Source organism: Microbispora sp. NPDC046933, assembly GCF_040644635.1.
Taxonomy (GTDB): domain Bacteria; phylum Actinomycetota; class Actinomycetes; order Streptosporangiales; family Streptosporangiaceae; genus Microbispora.
Genome location: NZ_JBEYWW010000029.1, coordinates 78,615 through 98,294, shown reverse-complemented (window position 1 = coordinate 98,294; position 19,680 = coordinate 78,615). Strand labels below are relative to the sequence as shown.

At 72.8% G+C, this 19,680-nt stretch carries 16 protein-coding genes; 5 read left to right on the top strand and 11 right to left on the bottom strand.

The window, feature by feature from the left end:
* The first annotated feature begins 101 nt into the window (after positions 1–101).
* The 5 genes from ABZ857_RS32230 (at position 102) to ABZ857_RS32210 (ending at position 6,160) form a co-directional block, all read left to right on the top strand.
* The gene (locus tag ABZ857_RS32230; protein ID WP_357050502.1) at positions 102–1,121 is read left to right on the top strand and encodes an ABC transporter permease; all 1,020 of its coding nucleotides are present in this window, start codon (positions 102–104) and stop codon (positions 1,119–1,121) included.
* A 34-nt stretch (positions 1,122–1,155) separates the two neighbouring features.
* Positions 1,156–2,952, top strand: a complete 1,797-nt coding sequence (locus tag ABZ857_RS32225; protein ID WP_357050499.1) for an ABC transporter substrate-binding protein — start codon at positions 1,156–1,158, stop codon at positions 2,950–2,952.
* Positions 2,953–3,030: 78 nt separating this feature from the next.
* Entirely contained in the window at positions 3,031–4,011 is a 981-nt protein-coding gene (locus tag ABZ857_RS32220; protein WP_357050496.1) for an ABC transporter permease, read from the top strand.
* 56 nt (positions 4,012–4,067) lie between these two features.
* Complete coding sequence (locus ABZ857_RS32215) at positions 4,068–5,132, top strand: ABC transporter ATP-binding protein (protein ID WP_357050493.1); 1,065 nt, start codon at positions 4,068–4,070, stop codon at positions 5,130–5,132.
* Positions 5,129–6,160, top strand: coding sequence for an ABC transporter ATP-binding protein (locus tag ABZ857_RS32210; protein WP_357050490.1), 1,032 nt, complete (start codon positions 5,129–5,131; stop codon positions 6,158–6,160). The genes ABZ857_RS32215 and ABZ857_RS32210 overlap by 4 nt, the downstream gene beginning before the upstream one ends.
* A gap of 174 nt (positions 6,161–6,334) precedes the next feature.
* Here ABZ857_RS32210 and rpe read toward each other — a convergent pair whose 3' ends face one another.
* From rpe to coaBC, 11 genes are all read right to left on the bottom strand, one after another.
* A complete protein-coding gene (gene rpe / locus ABZ857_RS32205) occupies positions 6,335–7,006 on the bottom strand; it encodes a ribulose-phosphate 3-epimerase (RefSeq protein WP_193202842.1) in 672 nt (223 codons plus the stop codon).
* A 62-nt stretch (positions 7,007–7,068) separates the two neighbouring features.
* Positions 7,069–7,281, bottom strand: a complete 213-nt coding sequence (locus ABZ857_RS32200) for a hypothetical protein (RefSeq protein ID WP_357050485.1) — start codon at positions 7,279–7,281, stop codon at positions 7,069–7,071.
* A 103-nt stretch (positions 7,282–7,384) separates the two neighbouring features.
* Entirely contained in the window at positions 7,385–8,899 is a 1,515-nt protein-coding gene (locus ABZ857_RS32195) for a transcription antitermination factor NusB (RefSeq protein WP_357050482.1), read from the bottom strand.
* Positions 8,900–9,112: 213 nt separating this feature from the next.
* Positions 9,113–10,042 carry a methionyl-tRNA formyltransferase gene (gene fmt, locus ABZ857_RS32190; protein ID WP_357050479.1) on the bottom strand — a complete coding sequence of 310 codons (930 nt, stop codon included), beginning with the start codon at positions 10,040–10,042 and terminating at the stop codon, positions 9,113–9,115.
* Positions 10,042–10,590 (bottom strand): peptide deformylase, encoded by a 549-nt coding sequence (gene def, locus ABZ857_RS32185; RefSeq protein ID WP_357050476.1) that lies wholly within the window; start codon positions 10,588–10,590, stop codon positions 10,042–10,044. Before def ends, fmt begins: the two co-directional genes overlap by 1 nt.
* Before the next feature lie 46 nt (positions 10,591–10,636).
* Positions 10,637–11,878, bottom strand: a complete 1,242-nt coding sequence (locus ABZ857_RS32180; protein WP_357050472.1) for a hypothetical protein — start codon at positions 11,876–11,878, stop codon at positions 10,637–10,639.
* Between the two features lie 23 nt (positions 11,879–11,901).
* On the bottom strand, positions 11,902–13,569 hold the full coding sequence (locus tag ABZ857_RS32175) for a hypothetical protein (protein ID WP_357050469.1): 1,668 nt from the start codon (positions 13,567–13,569) through the stop codon (positions 11,902–11,904).
* A 40-nt stretch (positions 13,570–13,609) separates the two neighbouring features.
* Entirely contained in the window at positions 13,610–16,150 is a 2,541-nt protein-coding gene (locus tag ABZ857_RS32170) for a primosomal protein N' (protein ID WP_357050602.1), read from the bottom strand.
* 379 nt (positions 16,151–16,529) lie between these two features.
* Entirely contained in the window at positions 16,530–17,717 is a 1,188-nt protein-coding gene (gene metK / locus ABZ857_RS32165) for a methionine adenosyltransferase (RefSeq protein WP_357050466.1), read from the bottom strand.
* A 186-nt stretch (positions 17,718–17,903) separates the two neighbouring features.
* Entirely contained in the window at positions 17,904–18,272 is a 369-nt protein-coding gene (locus ABZ857_RS32160) for a hypothetical protein (RefSeq protein ID WP_357050463.1), read from the bottom strand.
* A 70-nt stretch (positions 18,273–18,342) separates the two neighbouring features.
* Entirely contained in the window at positions 18,343–19,644 is a 1,302-nt protein-coding gene (gene coaBC / locus ABZ857_RS32155) for a bifunctional phosphopantothenoylcysteine decarboxylase/phosphopantothenate--cysteine ligase CoaBC (protein WP_357050460.1), read from the bottom strand.
* Positions 19,645–19,680: the final 36 nt, after the last annotated feature.

Here is a 19,680-nt window from a genome sequence, read left to right as displayed (position 1 = left end):
CTGCCCGCCTCAAGTGATTGACCCCCGCAAAATTAGTTGCCAGGGTTCCCTATAGTCGGATCTCTTCCGATCGTTAATGGTCCATCCGGGAGCACCGCACCATGACGTTCCCCTCCTCGACCGCAACCGACGCCGCCGCGGAGTCCGCGGACACCGCGGGCACGGCCGGTTCCGGTTCCGCCGTCGTCGGCCGCTCGCCCGGCCAGCTGATGTGGCGCCGTTTCCGGCGTGACAAGACGGGCGTGGGCTCGGCGATCATCGTGCTCGCGTTCTTCCTGATCGCGCTGCTGGCTCCCGTGATCGCCGCGTTGTACGGCAAGGACCCGTACACGACGTACGGCCAGAACCAGCCCGGCCTGCTCAACGAGTTCGGTTACCCGATCGCGCCCAACGGCGGCATGAGCGGCGACTTCTGGTTCGGCCTGGAGCCGGGCCTGGGCCGTGACGTGTTCACGCAGCTCGTGTACGGCATCCGCACCTCGCTGAGCATCGCGGTCATCGTGACCGTGCTGTCCACGATCATCGGCATCGTGATGGGCATCACCTCCGGCTACGTCGGGGGCAAGACCGACTACGTGATCGGGCGGGTCATCGACACGCTGCTCGCCTTCCCCTCGCAGCTCTTCCTGATCGTCTTCCTGCCGGTCGTCGAGGCGGCGTTCGTGCTGCCCGAGGAGGAGACGCCCGTCTGGCTGCGGTACGTGTCCATCTGCGTCGTCCTCACCGTCCTCGGCTGGGCCACGATCGCCCGCCTGCTGCGCGCCCAGGTGCTGTCGCTGCGGGCCCGCGAGTTCGTGGAGGCCGCCCGCGTCACCGGCGCCTCGCCGGCACGGGTGATCTTCAAGGAACTGCTGCCCAACCTCTGGACGCCGATCATCATCCAGGCCACGCTCGCGCTCCCGCTCTACGTCGGCGCGGAGGCGGGCCTCGGCTTCCTCGGCGTCGGCATGACCGAGCCCACCCCCGACTGGGGCCGGATGTTCCAGGTGGGCGCGAACGTCTACCACTCCGACGTGACCTACCTCCTGTTCCCCGGCGTGTCGATGCTGATCTTCGTCGTCGCCTTCAACCTGCTCGGAGACTCCATCCGCGACGCCTTCGACCCACGCACCAAGCGCTGACTCCGTAAGCGCGCACCCCCATAGGAAGGACCACATGACATCGCACAGCAGGCGAATCGCCTCGATGACCGCCGTGCTCGCGGCAGGCGCGCTGGCCCTGGCCGGCTGCGCCAAGGGCGGGGGCGGTGGGGCGCCCCAGGGCGGGGCGGGCGCCACCTCGCAGAAGCCGCTGGAGAACAAGGCCGTCAGCGCCATCTCGGTCGGCACCGCGGCCGACTCCACCGGCCCCGCCCCCGAGGTGCCGGGCGCCAAGTCCGGCGGCACGGTCTACATGATCGACCGGGACGACTTCAGCCACCTGGACCCGGGCCGGGTCTACCTGAACTACAACTCCTCGGTGTCCAAGCTGTTCACCCGCACGCTCACGGCGTACAAGCACGACGACTCGGGCAACATCAAGCTGGTCGGCGACCTGGCCACCGACACCGGCACCACCACCGACGGCGGCAAGACGTGGAAGTTCACGCTCAAGGACGGCCTGAAGTGGCAGGACGGCTCGCCGATCACCTCCGGTGACATCAAGTACAGCTTCGAGCGCCTGTTCGCCGACTTCATCACGGAGGGCCCGGACTACGCCGAGACGTGGCTGGTCCCGGACCCGAAGAAGCCGTTCCGCGACCAGTACAAGGGCCCGTACGACGGCAAGGAGCTCGACACGATCGAGACTCCGGACGACAAGACGGTGGTCTTCCGCCTCAACGACGTGCACCCGGACTTCAACTTCACCGTGGCCATGACCGGCTACGGCGCCGTGCCCAAGGCGCACGACACCAAGCAGAAGTACGACAAGCAGCCGTTCTCGTCCGGTCCGTACAAGATCGTGAGCCACATCACGGACAAGTCGCTGGACCTGGAGCGCAACGAGCACTGGGACCCGAAGACCGACCCCATCCGGCACGCCTACCCGGACAAGTTCCACATGGAGTTCGGGATCCAGGTCCAGCAGTCGACCGAGCGCTTCATGGCCGACGCCGGCAACGACAAGCAGGCGTTCACCTTCCACAACGCCGTCGCGCCCGAGCGCACCCAGGAGGTGCTCAACGACCCCGAGCTGATGAAGCGGTCGCTGCGGGGCCTGACGCCGTTCACCACCTTCTACAACATCAACACCAAGCGGATCACCGACGTCAACGTCCGCAAGGCGATCATCACGGCCTGGCCGTCGAAGCAGATCCAGCAGCTCCAGGGCGGCGAGGTCTCCATTGGTAAGATCGCCACGACCGTGATGAGCCCGACGGTGCTCGGCTACGAGGCGTTCGACCTGTACGGCAAGCTGGCCAAGCCCGAGGGCGACCCCGAGGCGGCCAAGGCGCTGCTCGCCAAGTCGGGCAACCCGAACCCGACGGTGGTCTACGCCTACAACCAGACGCCGACCCAGGAGAAGGTCACCGTCGCCATCAAGGAGGCGCTGACCAAGGCCGGCTTCAAGGTCGTGGCCAAGCCGCTGAACGCGGGCACCTACTACGACGCCATCGGCCCGGTGGACAACAAGTACGACGTCTACTGGGGCGGCTGGGCGGCCGACTGGCCGACCGGCTCGACGGCGATCCAGCCGCAGTACGACGGCCGCCTGATCGCGGACAACGCGCCGAACTACACGCACCTCAACGTGCCGGAGATCAACGACGCCATCGACAAGGCCAACGCGATCACCGACGCCGCCGAGGCGGGCAAGGCGTGGGCCGCGATCGACCGGCAGATCATGGACCAGGCCGCGATCGTGCCCGAGTTCTACCAGACGTACTTCGGCCTGTACGGCTCGGGCCTCGGCGGGGTGAAGTTCGACCCGATCGAGGGCGAGCAGTCGGCGCTCGACATCTACGTCAAGTAGCAGCAACCCGGGTCCGCCGCCCCTTCACGGGGCGGCGGGCCCCCTGCCCGTCCCGCCCGCAGGAGCAAGTGCGAGACCATGACCAGCTATCTGGTACGCCGCGTCGCCGGCGCCCTCGTGATCCTGATAATCATCAGCGCGATCACGTTCTACCTCTTCTACGCCGTCCCGCGTGACCCCGCCCGGGCGTTCTGCGGCAAGATCTGCCCGCCTGAGACGCTGGCGCTGATCCGGCACAACCTGGGCATGGACGAGCCGCTGTTCGTGCAGTACTGGCACTGGCTGGTCGGCATCTTCGCGGGCCGGGAGTTCGTCCAGTTCGGCTCGTGCCCGGCGCCCTGCCTCGGCTACTCCTTCGCCACCCAGGAGCCCGTCTTCAGCGCCATCGTCGACCGTTTCCCGGTGACGCTGTCGCTCACCCTCGGCGCGTCCGTGGTCATCCTGGCGTTCGGCATCCTCACCGGCATGATCGCGGCCTGGAAGGTCGGGCAGCCGCTCGACAAGATCGCCAGCTCCTCGTCGGTCATCGGCGCCTCGCTCCAGATCTACTTCGTCGGGCCGCTGCTGGCGTTCTACCTGGTGGACACCATGCAGCTGATCCCGCGCCCGTCCTACGTGCCGATCACCGAGAACCCGCTGGACTGGTTCACCCACCTGATGCTGCCGTGGGTGGTGCTGTCGATCATCTTCACCGCCAACTACACGCGCATGACCCGCTCGCAGATGGTCGAGCAGCTCGCCGAGGACTACGTCCGCACGGCGCGGGCCAAGGGCATGTCGAGCCGGACGGTGTTCTTCCGCTTCGCGTGGCGCGGCGCGATGATCCCGATCATCACGATCTTCGGTGTCGACCTCGCCACGCTGCTGGGCGGCGCGATCATCACCGAGCAGACGTTCAGCCTCCACGGCATCGGCGAGCTGGCCGTACGCGCCGTGCAGAACACCGACCTGCCGATGCTGCTCGGCGTGACCATCGTGGGCGCGGCGGCGATCGTCCTGCTGAACATCGTCGTGGACGTGCTCTACGCGTTCATCGACCCGCGGGTCCGCCTGAGCTGAGCGCGCCCCACCACGTCGAACGCCCAACCAAGTCGAACCGGGAACTGGAGCAGCAAGTGACCACCGTGTCGTGGAGCGGCGAGCAGGGGACCTCGCGCGGCCCCGGGCCGTTCCTGTCCGTCCGCGACCTGAGCGTCGAGTTCAGCACCGAGGACGGCATCGTGCACGCCGTCGACGGCCTGTCCTTCGATCTGGAGAAGGGCACCACGCTCGGCATCGTCGGCGAGTCCGGATCGGGCAAGTCGGTGACGAACCTCGCCATCCTCGGCCTGCACGACCCCGCCCACACGAAGATCGGCGGGGAGATCTGGCTGGAGGACCAGGAGCTGATCTCGGCGGACCGCGGCACGATGGAGAGACTCCGCGGCAACCGCGTGGCGATGATCTTCCAGGACCCGCTGACCGCGCTGTCGCCGTTCCACACGATCGGCCGGCAGATCGGCGAGGTCTACCGCAAGCACAAGGGCGCGAGCAAGAAGGAGGCCCGCGACCGGGCCGTCGAGATGCTCCGGCGCGTGGGCATCCCCCAGCCGGAGACGCGGGTGGACCACTACCCGCACGAGTTCTCCGGCGGCATGCGGCAGCGCGCGATGATCGCGATGGCGCTGGTGTGCGACCCCGACCTGCTCATCGCCGACGAGCCGACGACCGCGCTCGACGTGACCGTGCAGGCGCAGATCCTCGACCTGCTCAAGGAGCTTCAGCAGCAGTTCGGCACCGCGATCATCCTGATCACCCACGACCTCGGCGTCGTGGCCGGCACCGCCGACAACGTCCTGGTGATGTACGCCGGGCGGGCGGCCGAGCGCGGCACCGTCCGCGAAGTGCTGCGCGAGCCGCGCCACCCCTACACCTGGGGCCTGCTGTCGTCGATGCCGCGCCTGAACTCGTCCGTGGACGTCCCGCTGAAGCCGGTGCGCGGCACTCCCCCGAGCCTGCTCAACCCTCCGTCCGGCTGCCCGTTCCACCCGCGCTGCGACTATTCGAAGCTCGCCGGGCCGGAGCTGTGCTTCAACCAGCGGCCGTCGATCTCCCCGGAGACGGGGCACGGCGACGCCTGCTATCTCACCCTTGACCAGAAGAGGGAAATCCGCACCGCGAAGACCGAGGATCGCGCATGAACGAGACGCTGCTGGAGCTCAAGGGGCTGGTCAAGCACTTCCCCGTGCGGGGCGGCGCGCTGATCAAGCGTCAGGTCGGAGCCGTCCACGCGGTGGACGGCATCGATCTCGTGGTCGGCGAGGGTGAGACCGTCGGCCTGGTGGGCGAGTCGGGCTGCGGCAAGTCCACCACCGGCCGCCTGGCGGCCCGCCTGCTCGAACCCAGCTCCGGCAAGATCCTGTACCGGGGGCGGGACATCAGCCACAGCTCGCGCAAGCAGCTCAAGCCGATCCGGCCCGAGATCCAGATGATCTTCCAGGACCCCTACAGCTCGCTCAACCCGCGCCAGACCGTGGGCACGATCATCCGCGGGCCCATGGAGGTCAACGACATCGACCCGCCCGGCGGGCGCAAGAAGCGGGTCCAGGAGCTGCTGGAGATCGTCGGCCTCAACCCCGAGCACTACAACCGCTTCCCGCACGAGTTCTCCGGAGGCCAGCGGCAGCGCATCGGCATCGCCCGGGCCCTGGCGCTCGACCCCAAGCTCATCATCGCCGACGAGCCGGTGTCGGCGCTGGACGTCTCCATCCAGGCCCAGGTGGTCAACCTGCTGCAGGAACTGCAGCGCGACCTCGGCATCGCGTTCCTGTTCATCGCGCACGACCTCGCCGTCGTACGGCACTTCTCCCAGCGCGTCGCGGTCATGTACCTCGGCAAGATCGTCGAGATCGGCGACCGCCAGTCGATCTACGAGCGGCCCCGGCATCCGTACACGCACGCCCTGCTGTCGGCCGTGCCGGAGCCGGACGTGTCGAGCGAGCCGCGCGAGCGCATCCGCCTGGCCGGTGACGTGCCCTCGCCGATCAACCCGCCGTCCGGCTGCCGGTTCCGCACGCGCTGCTGGAAGGCCCAGGACAAGTGCGCCACCGAGGTGCCGCCCCTCGTCCGGCTCAGCGGCAACCGCGAGGGTCATCTGACCGCCTGCCACTTCCCCGAGGCACCCACCACTCAGGGCGAGGACGTTGTCCTCGACCCCGCCCTCGCCTGACGCGAGCCCCCAGGTTCCGCAGCCCCGGGTTCGCAGCCCCGGTGAGTGAGCCCGGTGAGTGAGCCCGCTGAGTGGGCCCCGATCGGTCACTCGCCTCGCCCGGCCGTGCCGTACGACACGGCCGGGCGGCTTGGTGCAGGGACGGATCGGCCCGGACAGCGGCGGACGTTCCGCTCAGGCGGGCGGGGTGGCCCGCTCGGCGAGGCTCCGCAGCTCCGCGACGGCGCGGGCGGGGTCGTCGGCGCCGTAGACGGCGTTGCCCGCCACGAAGACGTCGGCTCCGGCCTCGGCGCAGCGCTCGATCGTCTCCGCCGAGACGCCGCCGTCCACCTGCAGCCACACCTCGCCGCCGTGCTTGTCGATCAGCGCCCGGGCCCGCGCCAGCTTCGGCAGCACGATGTCGAGGAAGCGCTGCCCGCCGAAGCCCGGCTCCACGGTCATGACGAGCATCATGTCGATCTCGGGCAGCAGGTCCTCGTACCCCTCGACGGCGGTCGCCGGGTTCAGCGCCAGGCCGGCCCTCGCCCCCGCGGCGCGGATCGCCCGGAGCGTGCGCACGGCGGCCTTGGCCGCCTCGGCGTGGATCGTGACGCTGGCCGCTCCCGCCTCGGCGTAGTCCGGCGCCCACCGGTCCGGGTCCTGGATCATCAGGTGGCAGTCGATCGGCGTCGAGGTCGCCTTGAGCAGCGACTCGACGACCGGCAGTCCGAGCGTCAGGTTGGGCACGAACTGGTAGTCCATCACGTCGACGTGGAGCCAGTCGGCGACGTTCTCCACGCGCGCGGCCTCGTCGGCGAGGCGCGCGAAGTCTGCGGACAGGATGCTGGGCGAGATCTGAACGGCCATAGTCCCTGCAGTCTATTTCGCCCGGGCGTCCGTCCCGCCCCTCCCCGGCGGCGCGGGCGCCTTCACCCCGAGCCCGCCGGCGCGGCGGTGTCGTTCGCCTGCGCCGCCTTCGCGGCGGCCCGGCCGGACATCGTCCGCAGCGGGATTTCCTCCAGGATGTTCGAGACGCTACCCGGCGTGGTCTCCGTCGCGCGCGACACCGGCGCGACGACGGAACAGCTGATCAGCGTCGCCCTGCGGGCCGTCCACGCGCCGACCACGACGATCAGTTCCACGGCCGGGCCGGTCTCCTGACCACGCTACGGCGGCGCCGGCCGCCTGCCGCGCCGGCGCCCGAGTGCCCCCCTTGTTCCGAGGCCGGGACTTCGGACCGCTCGTCTAGGGGCGGCGCAGCAGCGCCAGGAACATCGCGTCCGTGCCGTGCCGGTGCGGCCAGAACTGCGCGTACGGGCCGTCGCCCAGGCCCGGCACCTCGGGCAGGAACGCGCGGGCGTCCAGCACCTCGACCCGGTCACGCACGTCCTCCACCACCGCCCGGGTCTCGGCCAGGTGCGGCGAGCAGGTCACGTACGCCACGACGCCGCCCGGCCGCACGGCCTCCAGCGCCGAGTCCAGCAGCCGCCGCTGCAGCGCGGTGAGCTCGGAGATGCTCCGGGGGTCGCGCCGCCACCGGGCCTCCGGCCGCCTGCGCAGTGCGCCGAGCCCGGTGCAGGGGGCGTCGAGCATCACCCGGTCGAACACGCCGGGACGCCAGGCGGGCCGCGTTCCGTCGGCGGTGATCACCTTCGCCTCGCGGGTGGTGCCCCACACCAGCCGGGCACGGTGATACTGCACGTCGGCGCCGAGCAGCCGGGCCCCCCGCTGCATCGCCACCGCGTCGAGCAGCCCGGCCTTCCCGCCGGGGCCCGCGCACATGTCCAGCCAGGTGGAATCCCGGTCGAGCGGCACGCGGGTCAGCGCGAGCGCGACGAGCTGGCTCGCCTCGTCCTGCACCGCGGCCCGCGCCTCCCCCACCGCGAGAATGGAGCCGGGGTCGCCCTCCGGCAGATAGGCCGCGTACGGCGAGTAGGCGGCCGGCTCGGCCCCGGCCGCGACCAGCTCCTCCACCGTGGCCCGTCCCGGCCGCGCCGCCAGCGCCACGCGAGGCCGCTCGTTGTCGGCCTCAAGCAGCGCGGCCGTCTCGTCCACGTCCCCGCCCACGGCGTCGCGCAGGGCGGTGACGATCCAGCGCGGGTGGCTGTAGGTGACCGACAGGTTGCCGACCGGGTCCTGCGCGCGTGGCGGGGCCACGATCTCCAGCCACTGCTCCAGCGTGCGGCCCGCGACCTTGCGCAGCACCGCGTTGGCGTAGCGGGACGGGCCCGGCCCGACGCGCAGCCGTACGAGGTCGATGGTGGCGCTGACCGCCGCGTGGGGCGGGATCCGCGTACGCAGAAGCTGGTGGACGCCGAGACGCACCGCGTCGAGCAGCGGCGGATCCACCTCCTCCGGCGGCCGGTCGCTGCACGCGGCGATGACCTCGTCGTAGGTCCCGAGGCCGCGCAGCGTGCCGTACGCCAGCTCGGTGGCGAGGGCCGCGTCGCGTCCGGTGATCCGCCGCTGCCGCAGCAGGGTCGGCATGAGCAGGTTGGCGTACGCGTCACGCTCGTCGACGGCCCGCATCAGGTCGTAGGCGGCGTTGCGCGCCTCGTCGCGGGGCGGGTGCCCGCGGCCCTGCCTCGGCTGCCCGGCCTTCGCCGCGTGCGCGGCCTGTCCGCCGTGGCCCGCTCTGCCGCCGCGTCCCGGGCGGGCCTGCCCTGCGCCGCCTCCACCCGGGCCGCCCCCGGGGCCGCCCCCCTGGCCGCTCCCCTGGCCGCGCCGCGCGCCGCCGCCCTGACCTCTGCCCTGCTTCACGGTGTCACCCTCGACCCTGCCGCCCTCGACCCTGCCACTTGCTGATCCGCCGTCACCGGCTCCGGCACTCGCCGAGCCGTCTCCGGCTCAGCGGCCTGTCTCCGCCGCCCGCCGGCCCGGCGGTTCCGACGTGCGGTGCGCCCGCGATCGCCCGCGCACCGCGCTCGTGCCGTCCGCCCGGAGCGGTGCCGGGATCCCGGCGGACACGGCCCTTCAGACCAGGGTCTCACCGTCCGCGAACCGCACGCCGCGGCCCCACTCGGCCGCCGTCATCTGCCGCTTGCCCTGCGGCTGCACCTCGCCGAGCTCGACGGGGTGGGTGCCGGTCCCGACGAGGACGGCCTTCCGCGTCGCCGCGATCTCCCCGGGGGCGAGCTTGCCCGCGTCGGGCGCCAGCCGGACCTGGCCGATCTTGACCCGCTGGCCGCGGAACTCGGCCCATGCGCCGGGAGCCGGCGCGCAGGCCCGCACCAGCCGGTCCACCCGCATAGCGGGCGCGGCCCAGTCGATCCTGGCGTCCTCGACCGTGATCTTCGGGGCCAGGCTGACGCCGTCCGCGGGCTGCGGCCGCGCCTCCAGCGTGCCGTCCTCGACGCCGTCGAGCGTGGCCAGCAGCAGGCCCGCGCCGGCCTCCGCGAGCCGGGCCAGCAACGCGCCGCTGGTGTCGTCGGGCCGGATCGGCTCGGTGAGCACGCCGAACACCGGCCCCGCGTCCAGCTCCTTCACGATGCGGAAGGTCGAGGCGCCGGTGACGTCGTCGCCGTGCAGCACGGCGTGCTGGACGGGCGCCGCGCCGCGCCAGGCGGGCAGCACCGAGAAGTGCAGGTTGATCCACCCCTGCGGGGGGATGTCGAGCGCCGCCTGCGGCAGCAGGGCGCCGTACGCGACCACGGGGCAGCAGTCGGGGCCGATCGCCCTCAGCCGGTCGAGGAACTCCGGGTCCCCGGCCTTCGCCGGTTTGAGCACCTCGATGCCCGACTCCTCCGCGAGCTGGGCCACCGGGCTGGGGTGGACCTTGCGCCCCCGGCCGGACTGCGCGTCCGGGCGGGTCACCACGGCCGCCACCTCGTGGCGGGGCGAGTCCAGCAGGGCGCGCAGCGACGGGAGCGCGGTGTCGGGCGTGCCGGCGAAGACCAGGCGCACTACAGGGCCCTTCCCTGCGTGGCGTGCGGCGAGATCTTCACCACCGGCGCGGACAGGCCGCTCCACTCGGCCTCGCGGATCGCCTTCATGGCGAGCTTGCGCTGTTTGGGGTCCAGCCGGTCGATGAACAGCACGCCGTCCAGGTGGTCGGTCTCGTGCTGGAAGCAGCGCGCCATGAGGTCGGTGCCCTCCAGCGTCACCGGCTCGCCGTACATGTTGAAGCCCTTGGCCACCGCCCTGATCGCGCGGGGCGTCGGAAAGGACAGGCCGGGGAAGGACAGGCAGCCCTCCTCGCCCTCCTCGTCCATCTCGCCGCCGAGGTCGAGATCGGGGTTGATGAGGTGCCCGAGCTGCTCGTCCACGTAGTAGGTGAACACGCGCAGGCCGACACCGATCTGCGGCGCGGCCAGGCCGGCGCCCGGCGCGTCCATCATCGTGTCGGTCAGGTCCTTGACGAGCTTGCGCAGTTCCTTGTCGAAGTCGACCACCGGCTCGGCCGGGGTGCTCAGCACCGGGTCGCCGAACAGGCGGATCGGCTGAATGGCCAAGGGTTGGCTCCGTTCACGTCACGTACACGAGGAGGATCACCCCAGTCTACGGGCGTGAACGCACCTTCATCGCCGTCTTCCTGGCGGTCTTCGCGATCAGCGGATCGGGATGGTGCCTGCCGAGCATCTCCAGCACCGCGAGGGCGTCGGGGTGGTCGGCCCGGCCCATCTCGGGCACCAGCGTGAGCAGGTCCTCCCCGAGGAGGTCGAAATGGGCCACCGAGTCGACCGGGGCGCCGATGTAGAGCAGAGCGGCGAGGGTGTCCACCGCCACCCAGGCCCCGTCGCCCTCGCCGAGGGCCGGCGCGTCCAGGTCCCGCACGCCCAGCCAGGCCGCGGCGTAGCGCCACATCATCGGCTCGTCCAGGGCCTCCCGCACCGCCTGCTCGGCCTCGGGGCCCAGCTCCTCGAGCACGGTCCCCGCGGTGCCGCGCTGGGCTGCGTTGCCCGACGCGGCGATCTTGATGAGCTCGCGCGCCGCGTCCTCGGGAACCCGGCGCTCCAGCCACAGCGTGGCGGCGCTGGCGGAGGCCCGGCCGGTCAGCATGGCGTCGATGAGGTCGGCGGCGCCCAGCTCGGCGAGCGCGGCCACCTCGTTGAGCGACGGCGCGTCGTGGCCCTCCCTGAGCAGGTCGCGGCGCACGGCCCACACGCCCGGCTGGGTGAGCCGGACGAGCTCGCCGGTCAGCTCGATCAGCCCGCAGTACTCCAGCAGCGCCATGGCCGCCGCCAGCTCCCCCGGCAGGGTCATCCGCAGCCGCCGCAGGTCCGCCGGCCGCGCCTCGCAGCCCACCTCGTGCGCCTGGAGGATGCCGCCGGCCAGGGCGGCGAGCGGCATGCCCTCACGCACCGAGTAGATCGTCGCGAGGATCTCGGTGAGGTGCTCGTCGATGACGGGCGACCCGGTCAGGCCCTCCTCGGTCCGGTCGAGCACGTCCATGACCACGCCGTCCCAGAACTCCATGGGGTCGGGCACACCGGGACCGGAGCGGGCGCCCTGCCGGGTGACCTCCACGAGACGGCCGTTGACCGCGACCACCCACAGCAGGCGCAGCCTGCCGGCCTCGAGACCCAGGTCGGCGACGACCGCCTCGGCCTCGGCGGGGTGCGGCAGCCCCTGCTCGGTCACCTCGCACACGCCCCGCGGCGAGGCCGCGCAGCGGGCCCCGACCCACTCGGCGATGCGGCGGGCGTCCCGTACGAGCGGGACCTCCCGCACGGCATGGACGAGCTGCTCGTCGGGCGCGATGTCGACCGGCGGGAAGGTGAGCACGTCGCTGTCGGCCATTCCAGCAACTTACTGCACAGCAGTCACCTGATGCCCCGCGAACGAGCCTTGAAAGCCGCTTTCCGGGCGGCTTTGGCGGCGGCCTGGTCCGGCAGCGTGCTACCGAGCAGCTCGAGAACCTCGACCACGTCGGGGTGGTCCACCCGCCACATGTCCTCGATCAGATGGGCGGGCGGCCCCGAGGCCGCGATGTTCTCCGCGAAGCCCTCCGGGTCGGCCTCTGCGGCGGGCAGCGCGAGGGCGAGCATGTCGACGCTCACCCACAGGACCTCCTCGGGGGTGAGCACGGGCGCGTCCAGGCCGCGCGAGGACAGCCAGTGGATGGCGTGCGGGCGCAGCTCGGCGTCGTCCAGGTAGGACCGCACGACCGGCGCCGCCTCCACGCCCAGCCGGTCCACGATGGTCACGGCGACCCCGCGCACCTCCGCCGGGGCGCCGGCCACGGCGGCGAGCAGCTCCGACGCCGCCTGCTCGGGGGTGCGCCGCGACAGCCACTCGGCGATGTCCCGCTCGGCCGCCTCGTCCGCCGTGCCGTCGCCGATCAGGCAGGCGATCAGCCCGCTCGCGTCGCCCTCGGCCGGGGCGGGCGCGAGCGGCGCGTCCAGGCCCATGCCGGCGTACAGCTCCCGCAGCCCCCACAGGGCGTGCGGGGTCAGGGCCAGGCCGTCCTCGGTGCGCTGGACCGTTCCCGCGTACGCCAGAGCGGTCAGCGCCTCGTCCAGCCTGCCGACCGGCCGCCCGGCGGCCACCTCGCGCAGGTAGTCGGCGAGCGCGTCCACCGGGACGGGCGACTGCAGCCGGTAGAGCAGGTCGTGGATCTGGGACATCCCCTCGTCCACCACCGCCTCCCCCGTGAGCGGCACGGACCTCTCGACGAGGAACTCCAGCGCCGCCCGCCACAGGTCGAGCAGTTCCTCCTCACCACGCGCGTCCAGCTCACGGAAGTCCTCCGCGACCACGACGGCGGTGCCGTCGAGCCGGGCGAGGCCCAGGTCGAGCGCGAGACGCCACGCCGGCTCGGGACACTCGACGCCGAGCTCGGCCGTGCACGCCCGCGCGTCCCTGACCCGCAGCGACCGGCGCGTCGTCACCGTGCGGCCGCCCTCCACCAGCCAGGCCACCACCCGATGGGCGTCGCGCAGCAGCGGCACCTCGCGCACGGCCCGCGCCACCTCCTCGCGCGGCGCGAGCCGTACGGGCGGCAGGGGCGCGCAGCCGGGGCAGTCGCAGGCGTCGCCGTCCGCCGCGTCCTCCGCGCGAGCTCCCGGGGCCGCGTCGAGCTCCAGGGAGTCGGGCCCGATGGCGCTGAACAGGCTCTTGGCCATGCCGAACTTGGACGTGTCGGCGAGCGCCCGCGGCATCTCCGGCTCGATGCGGTCGATGGTCTCCCGCATCCTGGCGGCCGTCTTGCTGCCGATCTCGCCCGTGTCCAGCAGGAACTCGACCAATGTCCGCGCCGCGGCGACCGTCTCCGGTGCGCTCTCCGGCGGCGCGATGACCTTGCGTGGGTAGATTTCCAGCAGGAGCTCCTCGAAGGCGCCCGGCCGGAAATCGCCCAGTTCGTTCACCTCCAGGTAGTCGCTGGCGTAGTCGCACAGCAGACGTACCTCGTCGACGTCGACCTCGACGTTCCGCTCGCGCCCCCAGGCACGGAGGCCGTCGATGGCCCGGTTCACCCATTCGATCGACACAGAGGCACGCTAACGGCTCGCTTTGTGCGAGGCGAATCGGTCAGATGAGGTCGAGCGGATCAATGTTCACACGTACCACGTCCGGCGCCTTGCGCGCGGAGCGCACACCGGAGGCGCCCTTCAGCGCGCGGGCCAGCGCGGATCCGAGGTGGCGCGGCACCCGGACCATGGCCCGTTCCAGCCCGCCCTCCACCGGCACCGGTCCCAGCACCTGCGCCCCCGGAGGCAGCACGGCGCCCGCCAGCGTCTCCCTGACCGCCGCGGCCGGGCCCGTCAGCGTCGCCATCCGCACGGCCGGGGGGAAGCCCAGCTCGGCCCGCTCGTCGAGCTCGCGTTCCGCGAACGTGACGGGGTCCCAGCGCAGCAGGGCCTGCACGACGGGCACCGCGGCGTCGGCCAGGACGACCAGCTCCCCCGCCGGCCGCAGCAGCGCGGCGGCGTTCGTCCAGCGCCGCAGCGCCTCCTCGGCCGCGCGCAGGTCGGGGCGTCCCAGCAGCGCCCATCCGTCGAGCAGCACGGCGGCCGCGTAGCCCCCGTCCGGCACCGGCTCGGCCCCGGGCGTCGCCACGACCAGCGCGGGGGCGCCGCTCACCGTCGCGAGCACACCGTCGCGCCCGCTGGTGCGCACGGGCACCGAAGGAAAGGCCCGGCCCAGCTCCTCGGCGGTGCGCCGGGCGCCCACGATGACGGCCCGCACGCCGGTCCCGCCGCAGGACGGGCAGCGCCAGTCGCCCGCGATCCGGCCGCACCAGCGGCAGTACGGCACGGCGTGCCCGCCGCGCAGCGCGAGCGGGCCCGAGCAGACCGGTCCCGTGGCCACGGGTTCCGCGAGTGCCGGTTCCGGGAGCATTCGCATCGCGCCGCCCGGCAGGGCCGGATGCGCCCGTGCCGCACCGGAGCCCGCTCCCCCGCCCGCGCGCCCCGCGGCCCCGGGCGCCGGAGCCGGGCGCACCGGCGGCAGGCCCGAGCAGCGGGCGGGGGCCCGGCAGTGGCGGCAGGCCAGCGCGGGCAGGTAGCCCCTGCGCGGCACCTGGACGAGCACAGGACCGTGCTCCAGACCCTCCCGCAGCGCCCGCCAGGCGAGGCTGGGCAGGCGGGCCGCCCTGGCCGCCTGGTCGCGGGCCAGCTCCGCGTCGTCGCCCGCCGGGCGCACCCTCGGCGCCCGCGCCCTGACCGCCGCCCGGTCGGGGACGAGCGGGGCCGCCCAGCCCGTCTCGACGAGCGCCGTGGCCTCGGCCGTGCGCGCGTAGCCGCCGACGAGCAGGCCCGCCCCGGCCTGGTGCGCGCGCAGGGCGAGGACCTCCCTCGTGTGCGGGTAGGGCGCATGACGCTCGGCGTGCAGGTCGTCGCCGTCGTCCCACACGACCGCCAGCCCCAGGCGGGCCACCGGCGCGTACGCCGCGGGGCGGTTGCCCACCACGATCCCGATCTCGCCGCGCAACGCCTTGAGCCAGCGCCGGTAGCGCTCGGCGGGCCCGAGGTCCGCCGTGATCGCGACGTGCGGCGTCTCCCCCAGGGCCGCGGTCACCAGCGCCACGTCCTTGCCGTCGGGCACCACCACGACGACGCCACGGCCGCCGTCGGCGGTCGCCCGGGCGGCGGCCGCGATGGCGTGCGGCCACGACGGCCCGCCGGCGTCCGTACCGGGCAGGGCCGTCCACACGGCGCGCGGCGCCCTGCCCTCGGCCAGCGCCTCCAGGAAGGCCGCGCCCGCCGGGTAGGCCCTCCAAGCGTCGCCGTACGCCCGCGCCGCCCGCTGTCCCGCCGTCTCCCGTGACGCCGTCTCTTGTGACGCGGTCTCTTGTGACGCGGTCTCTTGTGACGCGGTCTCTTGTGACGCGGTCTCCCCGTGTGCCGCGCCTTCGTGCACCGTCTCCGTGTGCGCCGTGCCCGCGTGCGCCATGTCCGCGTGCGCCATGTCCGTGTGCGCCATGTCCGCGTGCGCCATGTCCGCGTGCGCCGTCTCCGTGTGCGCCGTGCCCGCGTGCGCCGTCTCCGTGTGCGCCGTGCCCGCGTGCGCCATGTCCGCGTGCGCCATGTCCGCGTGCACCGTCTCCGCATGGGTCGTGCCCGCGTGCGCCGTGCCCGCCCTGTCCCCCTGGGCCACCCCCTGCCCTGCGGGTCCGCCGCCCTCGCTGGGGCTTGGCCGCGGGCCGCCGGTGTCCGCCGTCGCGCCTACGGGCTCCTCCGCGGGCGGCGGAACGTCGCCGTCGGCTGCGCCGGCGCCGGGGGAAGCCGCCCGGCGGGCGGGCGTTCTCGCCTCGGCCTCGACCCGGGCGTGCCGCGGAGGAACGGCCAGGCGCAGCACGTCCGGCATGGTCCCGGCGTACCGGTCCGCCACGGCGCGGGCCAGCCGGGCGATGTCGGCGGTGAGGACGGGCTCCGGGGAGATCACCCGCTCCAGGAAGGACAACCGGCCCGCGTGCTCGCTCTCGGACAGCCGTTCGAGCAGGTAGCCGTCGGCGAGCTGCCCCGCGAAGCGGACCCGCACCCGGCAGCCGGGCACCGCCTCGGCGTCCATCGTGGTGGGGACGAGGTAGTCGAAGGGCCGGTCGAGGTGCGGCAGCGGCGTGTCCACCACGACCCGGGCGACGGGGAGGTCCGGCGCCGGCTCGCGTGCGCCCTTGGACGCGCCCGCCCGCGCCTGCCCCGAGGCTGTGCCCCCACGGTTCCGCTCAGCCGTCCCCCGCGCCCGCTCTGTGCCCCCACGCGTCCGCTCTGTGCCCCCACGCGCCCGCTCGGTGGGTCGCTCCGGGGCGGCCGGGGGCGCCGGAAGGAGCGCCTCCTGCGGATATGGGGCGCGGGTCGGGTCGGTCACGTCTCCGTCCTACCAGACCCGGCGAGCCGCAATCACACGTACGCCCACCGCCTGTGGACGTCCGGGCATGCGCGGGCGGCGCCCGCCGTCAGGGGCGGACGCCGCCGGGGCGACAGTGATCGCCGTGCTCGTCAGGTGTGGGTCACAGACCCGCGGCCTTGCGCAGGGCGTCGGCCCGGTCCGTGGACTCCCAGGAGAAGCCCTCGCGGCCGAAGTGGCCGTAGGCGGCGGTCTCGGAGTAAATCGGGCGCAGCAGGTCGAGGTCGCGGATGATCGCGGCAGGACGCAGGTCGAAGACCTGGAGCACCGCTTCCTGGATCACGTTGACCGGCACCTTCTCGGTGCCGAACGTCTCGACGAACAGGCCGACCGGCTGGGCCTTGCCGATGGCGTAGGCGACCTGGACCTCGCAGCGCTCGGCGAGGCCGGCCGCGACGACGTTCTTGGCGACCCAGCGCATGGCGTAGGCGGCAGAGCGGTCGACCTTGGACGGGTCCTTGCCGGAGAAGGCGCCGCCGCCGTGGCGGGCCATGCCGCCGTAGGTGTCAATGATGATCTTCCGGCCGGTGAGCCCGGCGTCGCCCATGGGCCCGCCGATCTCGAAGCGGCCGGTCGGGTTGACCAGCAGGCGGTAACCCTCGGTCTCGATCTCCAGGTCGGCCAGCACCGGCTCGACCACGTGCTCGCGGATGTCGGGGGTCAGCATCTCCCGCAGGTCGATCTCCGGAGCGTGCTGGGTGGAGACGACCACGGTGTCGAGGCGGACCGGCCGGTCGCCGTCGTACTCGATCGTGACCTGGGTCTTGCCATCCGGGCGCAGGTAAGGAACCGTGCCGTTCTTCCGCACCTCGGACAGGCGCCGTGCCATCTGGTGCGCGAGCTGGATCGGCAGCGGCATCAACTCGGGGGTCTCACGGCAGGCGTAGCCGAACATCAGGCCCTGGTCGCCCGCGCCCTGCCGGTCGAAGTCGTCGGAGCCCTCGCCCTCGCGGTGCTCGTAGGCGTCGTCCACGCCCTGCGCGATGTCCGGCGACTGCGCTCCGATGGACACCGACACGCCGCAGGAGGCGCCGTCGAAGCCCTTGTGGGAGGCGTCGTAGCCGATCTCGAGGATCTTCTCGCGGATCAGGGCGGGGATGTCGACGTAGGTCTCCGTCGTCACCTCGCCGGCGACGTGGACCTGGCCAGTAGTGATCAGCGTCTCGACGGCGACCCGGCTCTTCGGGTCGTCCTTGAGCATGGCGTCGAGAATCGCGTCACTGATCTGGTCGGCGATCTTGTCCGGGTGGCCCTCGGTGACCGACTCGGAGGTGAACAGGCGACGGGACAACTCAGGGCTCCTCATGCAGCGGCTGCTGACGTCCATGAGTGACCGGCGGCAGAGCCGAGCCCCGCCGCGGCCACTCGATGCTCACGCGAGTCTAGCCTCAGGCGCTGCGGAGCGGCGAAGCCATCCACGTTCCGGTCACCGGGCCGGCGGCCGGGGAGGGCTCCTGCCATCCCTCCGGACGGCGCGTCAGAGGTCGGGTAAGGGATCTCTGGGCAGGTCACCGGGCGAGAAGGCCTCCGCGTCCGCCGCCGCCACCACGGCGGCGTACTCGTCGTCGACCTCCAGGGTCATGCCGCCGATTTCGATGTGGGGCCCCGATCCGAACTCGACCGGCCCCAGGCGGGTGCGGCGGGGGTAGCGGGCCCACACCCCGGACGGCTCGTCCCTGCTGAACATCTTGGTCGACAGCAGGGTGATGGAGCGGTCGGTCACCACGACGAGGAAACCGATGGCGGCGGGAGGCGGCAGGGCCATGGCGGGAAACACGTAGCGGATGTCCTCGCCGGGGCCGAGCATCGCCCGGCAGCGCTCCCTGATCGTGGCGGACACCGGCATGGCGATCGCTCCCTCGATGCACGACCTGTGGGGGGGCGGAGCGGGCGCCCGCACCGGCACCCCGCGAAGGTCAGGCGAGACGCTGCGCCACCAAATCCCACACTACGTCGGCGAGATCCTCTTTGGGACCCCTCGGAATCTCCACGGATCCGCCCTCCGCCGTGAGGACGACGGCCGCGTTGTCCGGCGTGCCGAACGCCAGGTTCTCCCCGACCTGGTTCACCACGAGCAGGTCGCAGCCCTTGCGCTCCAGCTTGGCCCGGCCGTTGGCCAGGACGTCGTCGGTCTCCGCCGCGAATCCCACGATCACCCGGGGATGCGGCCCGTCCGCCCGGGCCTCCGTCGCGGTGCCCGCCCCGGCCCCGGCTTCGCGCCCGCGGCCCACCGGCGCGCCGTCCGCCGGCGGGTCCCCTGCGGCGTACGCCTGCCGCCTGGCCCGGCGGACCTCCCCCAACTCGGCCAGGATGTCTGGATTTTTCACCAGATGGATTGGATCGGGCTCGGCGGACGACTTCTTGATCTTCGTGTCGCTCTGCCGTACGGGCCGGAAGTCCGCGACCGCGGCGGCCATCACGACGGCGTCGGCGTGCTCGGCCGCCGCCAGGACCGCGTCGCGCAACTGCCGCGCCGACTCCACCCGCACGACCTTCGCGCCCGCGGGATCGGGCAGCGTCACGTTCGCCGCCACGAGCGTGACCTCCGCGCCCCGGGCGACGGCCGTGCGGGCGAGGGCGTATCCCTGCAGCCCGGAAGACCGGTTGCCGATGAAGCGCACGGGGTCGATCGCCTCGCGGGTGCCGCCGGCGGAGACGACGACGTGCCGCCCGGCCAGGTCCTCACGCGGGCCCGCCAGAACGCGGCGGCACACCTCGAAGATCTCGGCGGGGTCGGGCAGCCGCCCAGGACCGGTGTCGGCGCCGGTGAGCCTGCCGACGGCGGGCTCGATCACGATCGCGCCGCGCTCGCGCAGCGTCGCCACGTTCGCCCGCGTGGCCGGGTGCTCCCACATCTCGGTGTGCATCGCGGGCGCGAACACCACCGGGCAGCGCGCGGTGAGCAGGGTGTTGGTGAGCAGATCGCCGGCCAGGCCGTGCGCCGCCCGGGCCAGCACGTCCGCCGTCGCCGGGGCGACGACCACCAGGTCGGCGGACTGCCCGATGCGCACGTGTGGCACCTCGTGCACCGACTCCCACACCTCGGTGGTCACCGGATTGCCCGACAGCGCCGCCCAGGTCGGCTCGCCGACGAACCGCAGAGCGTCCCGGGTCGGCACGACACGCACGTCGTGTCCCGACTCGGTGAACAGGCGCAGCAGCTCGCAGGACTTGTAGACCGCGATGCCGGCGCTCACGCCCAGCACGACAGACGTCATCGACTCACCGTGTTTCCCGCTTCACCATCGGGACGC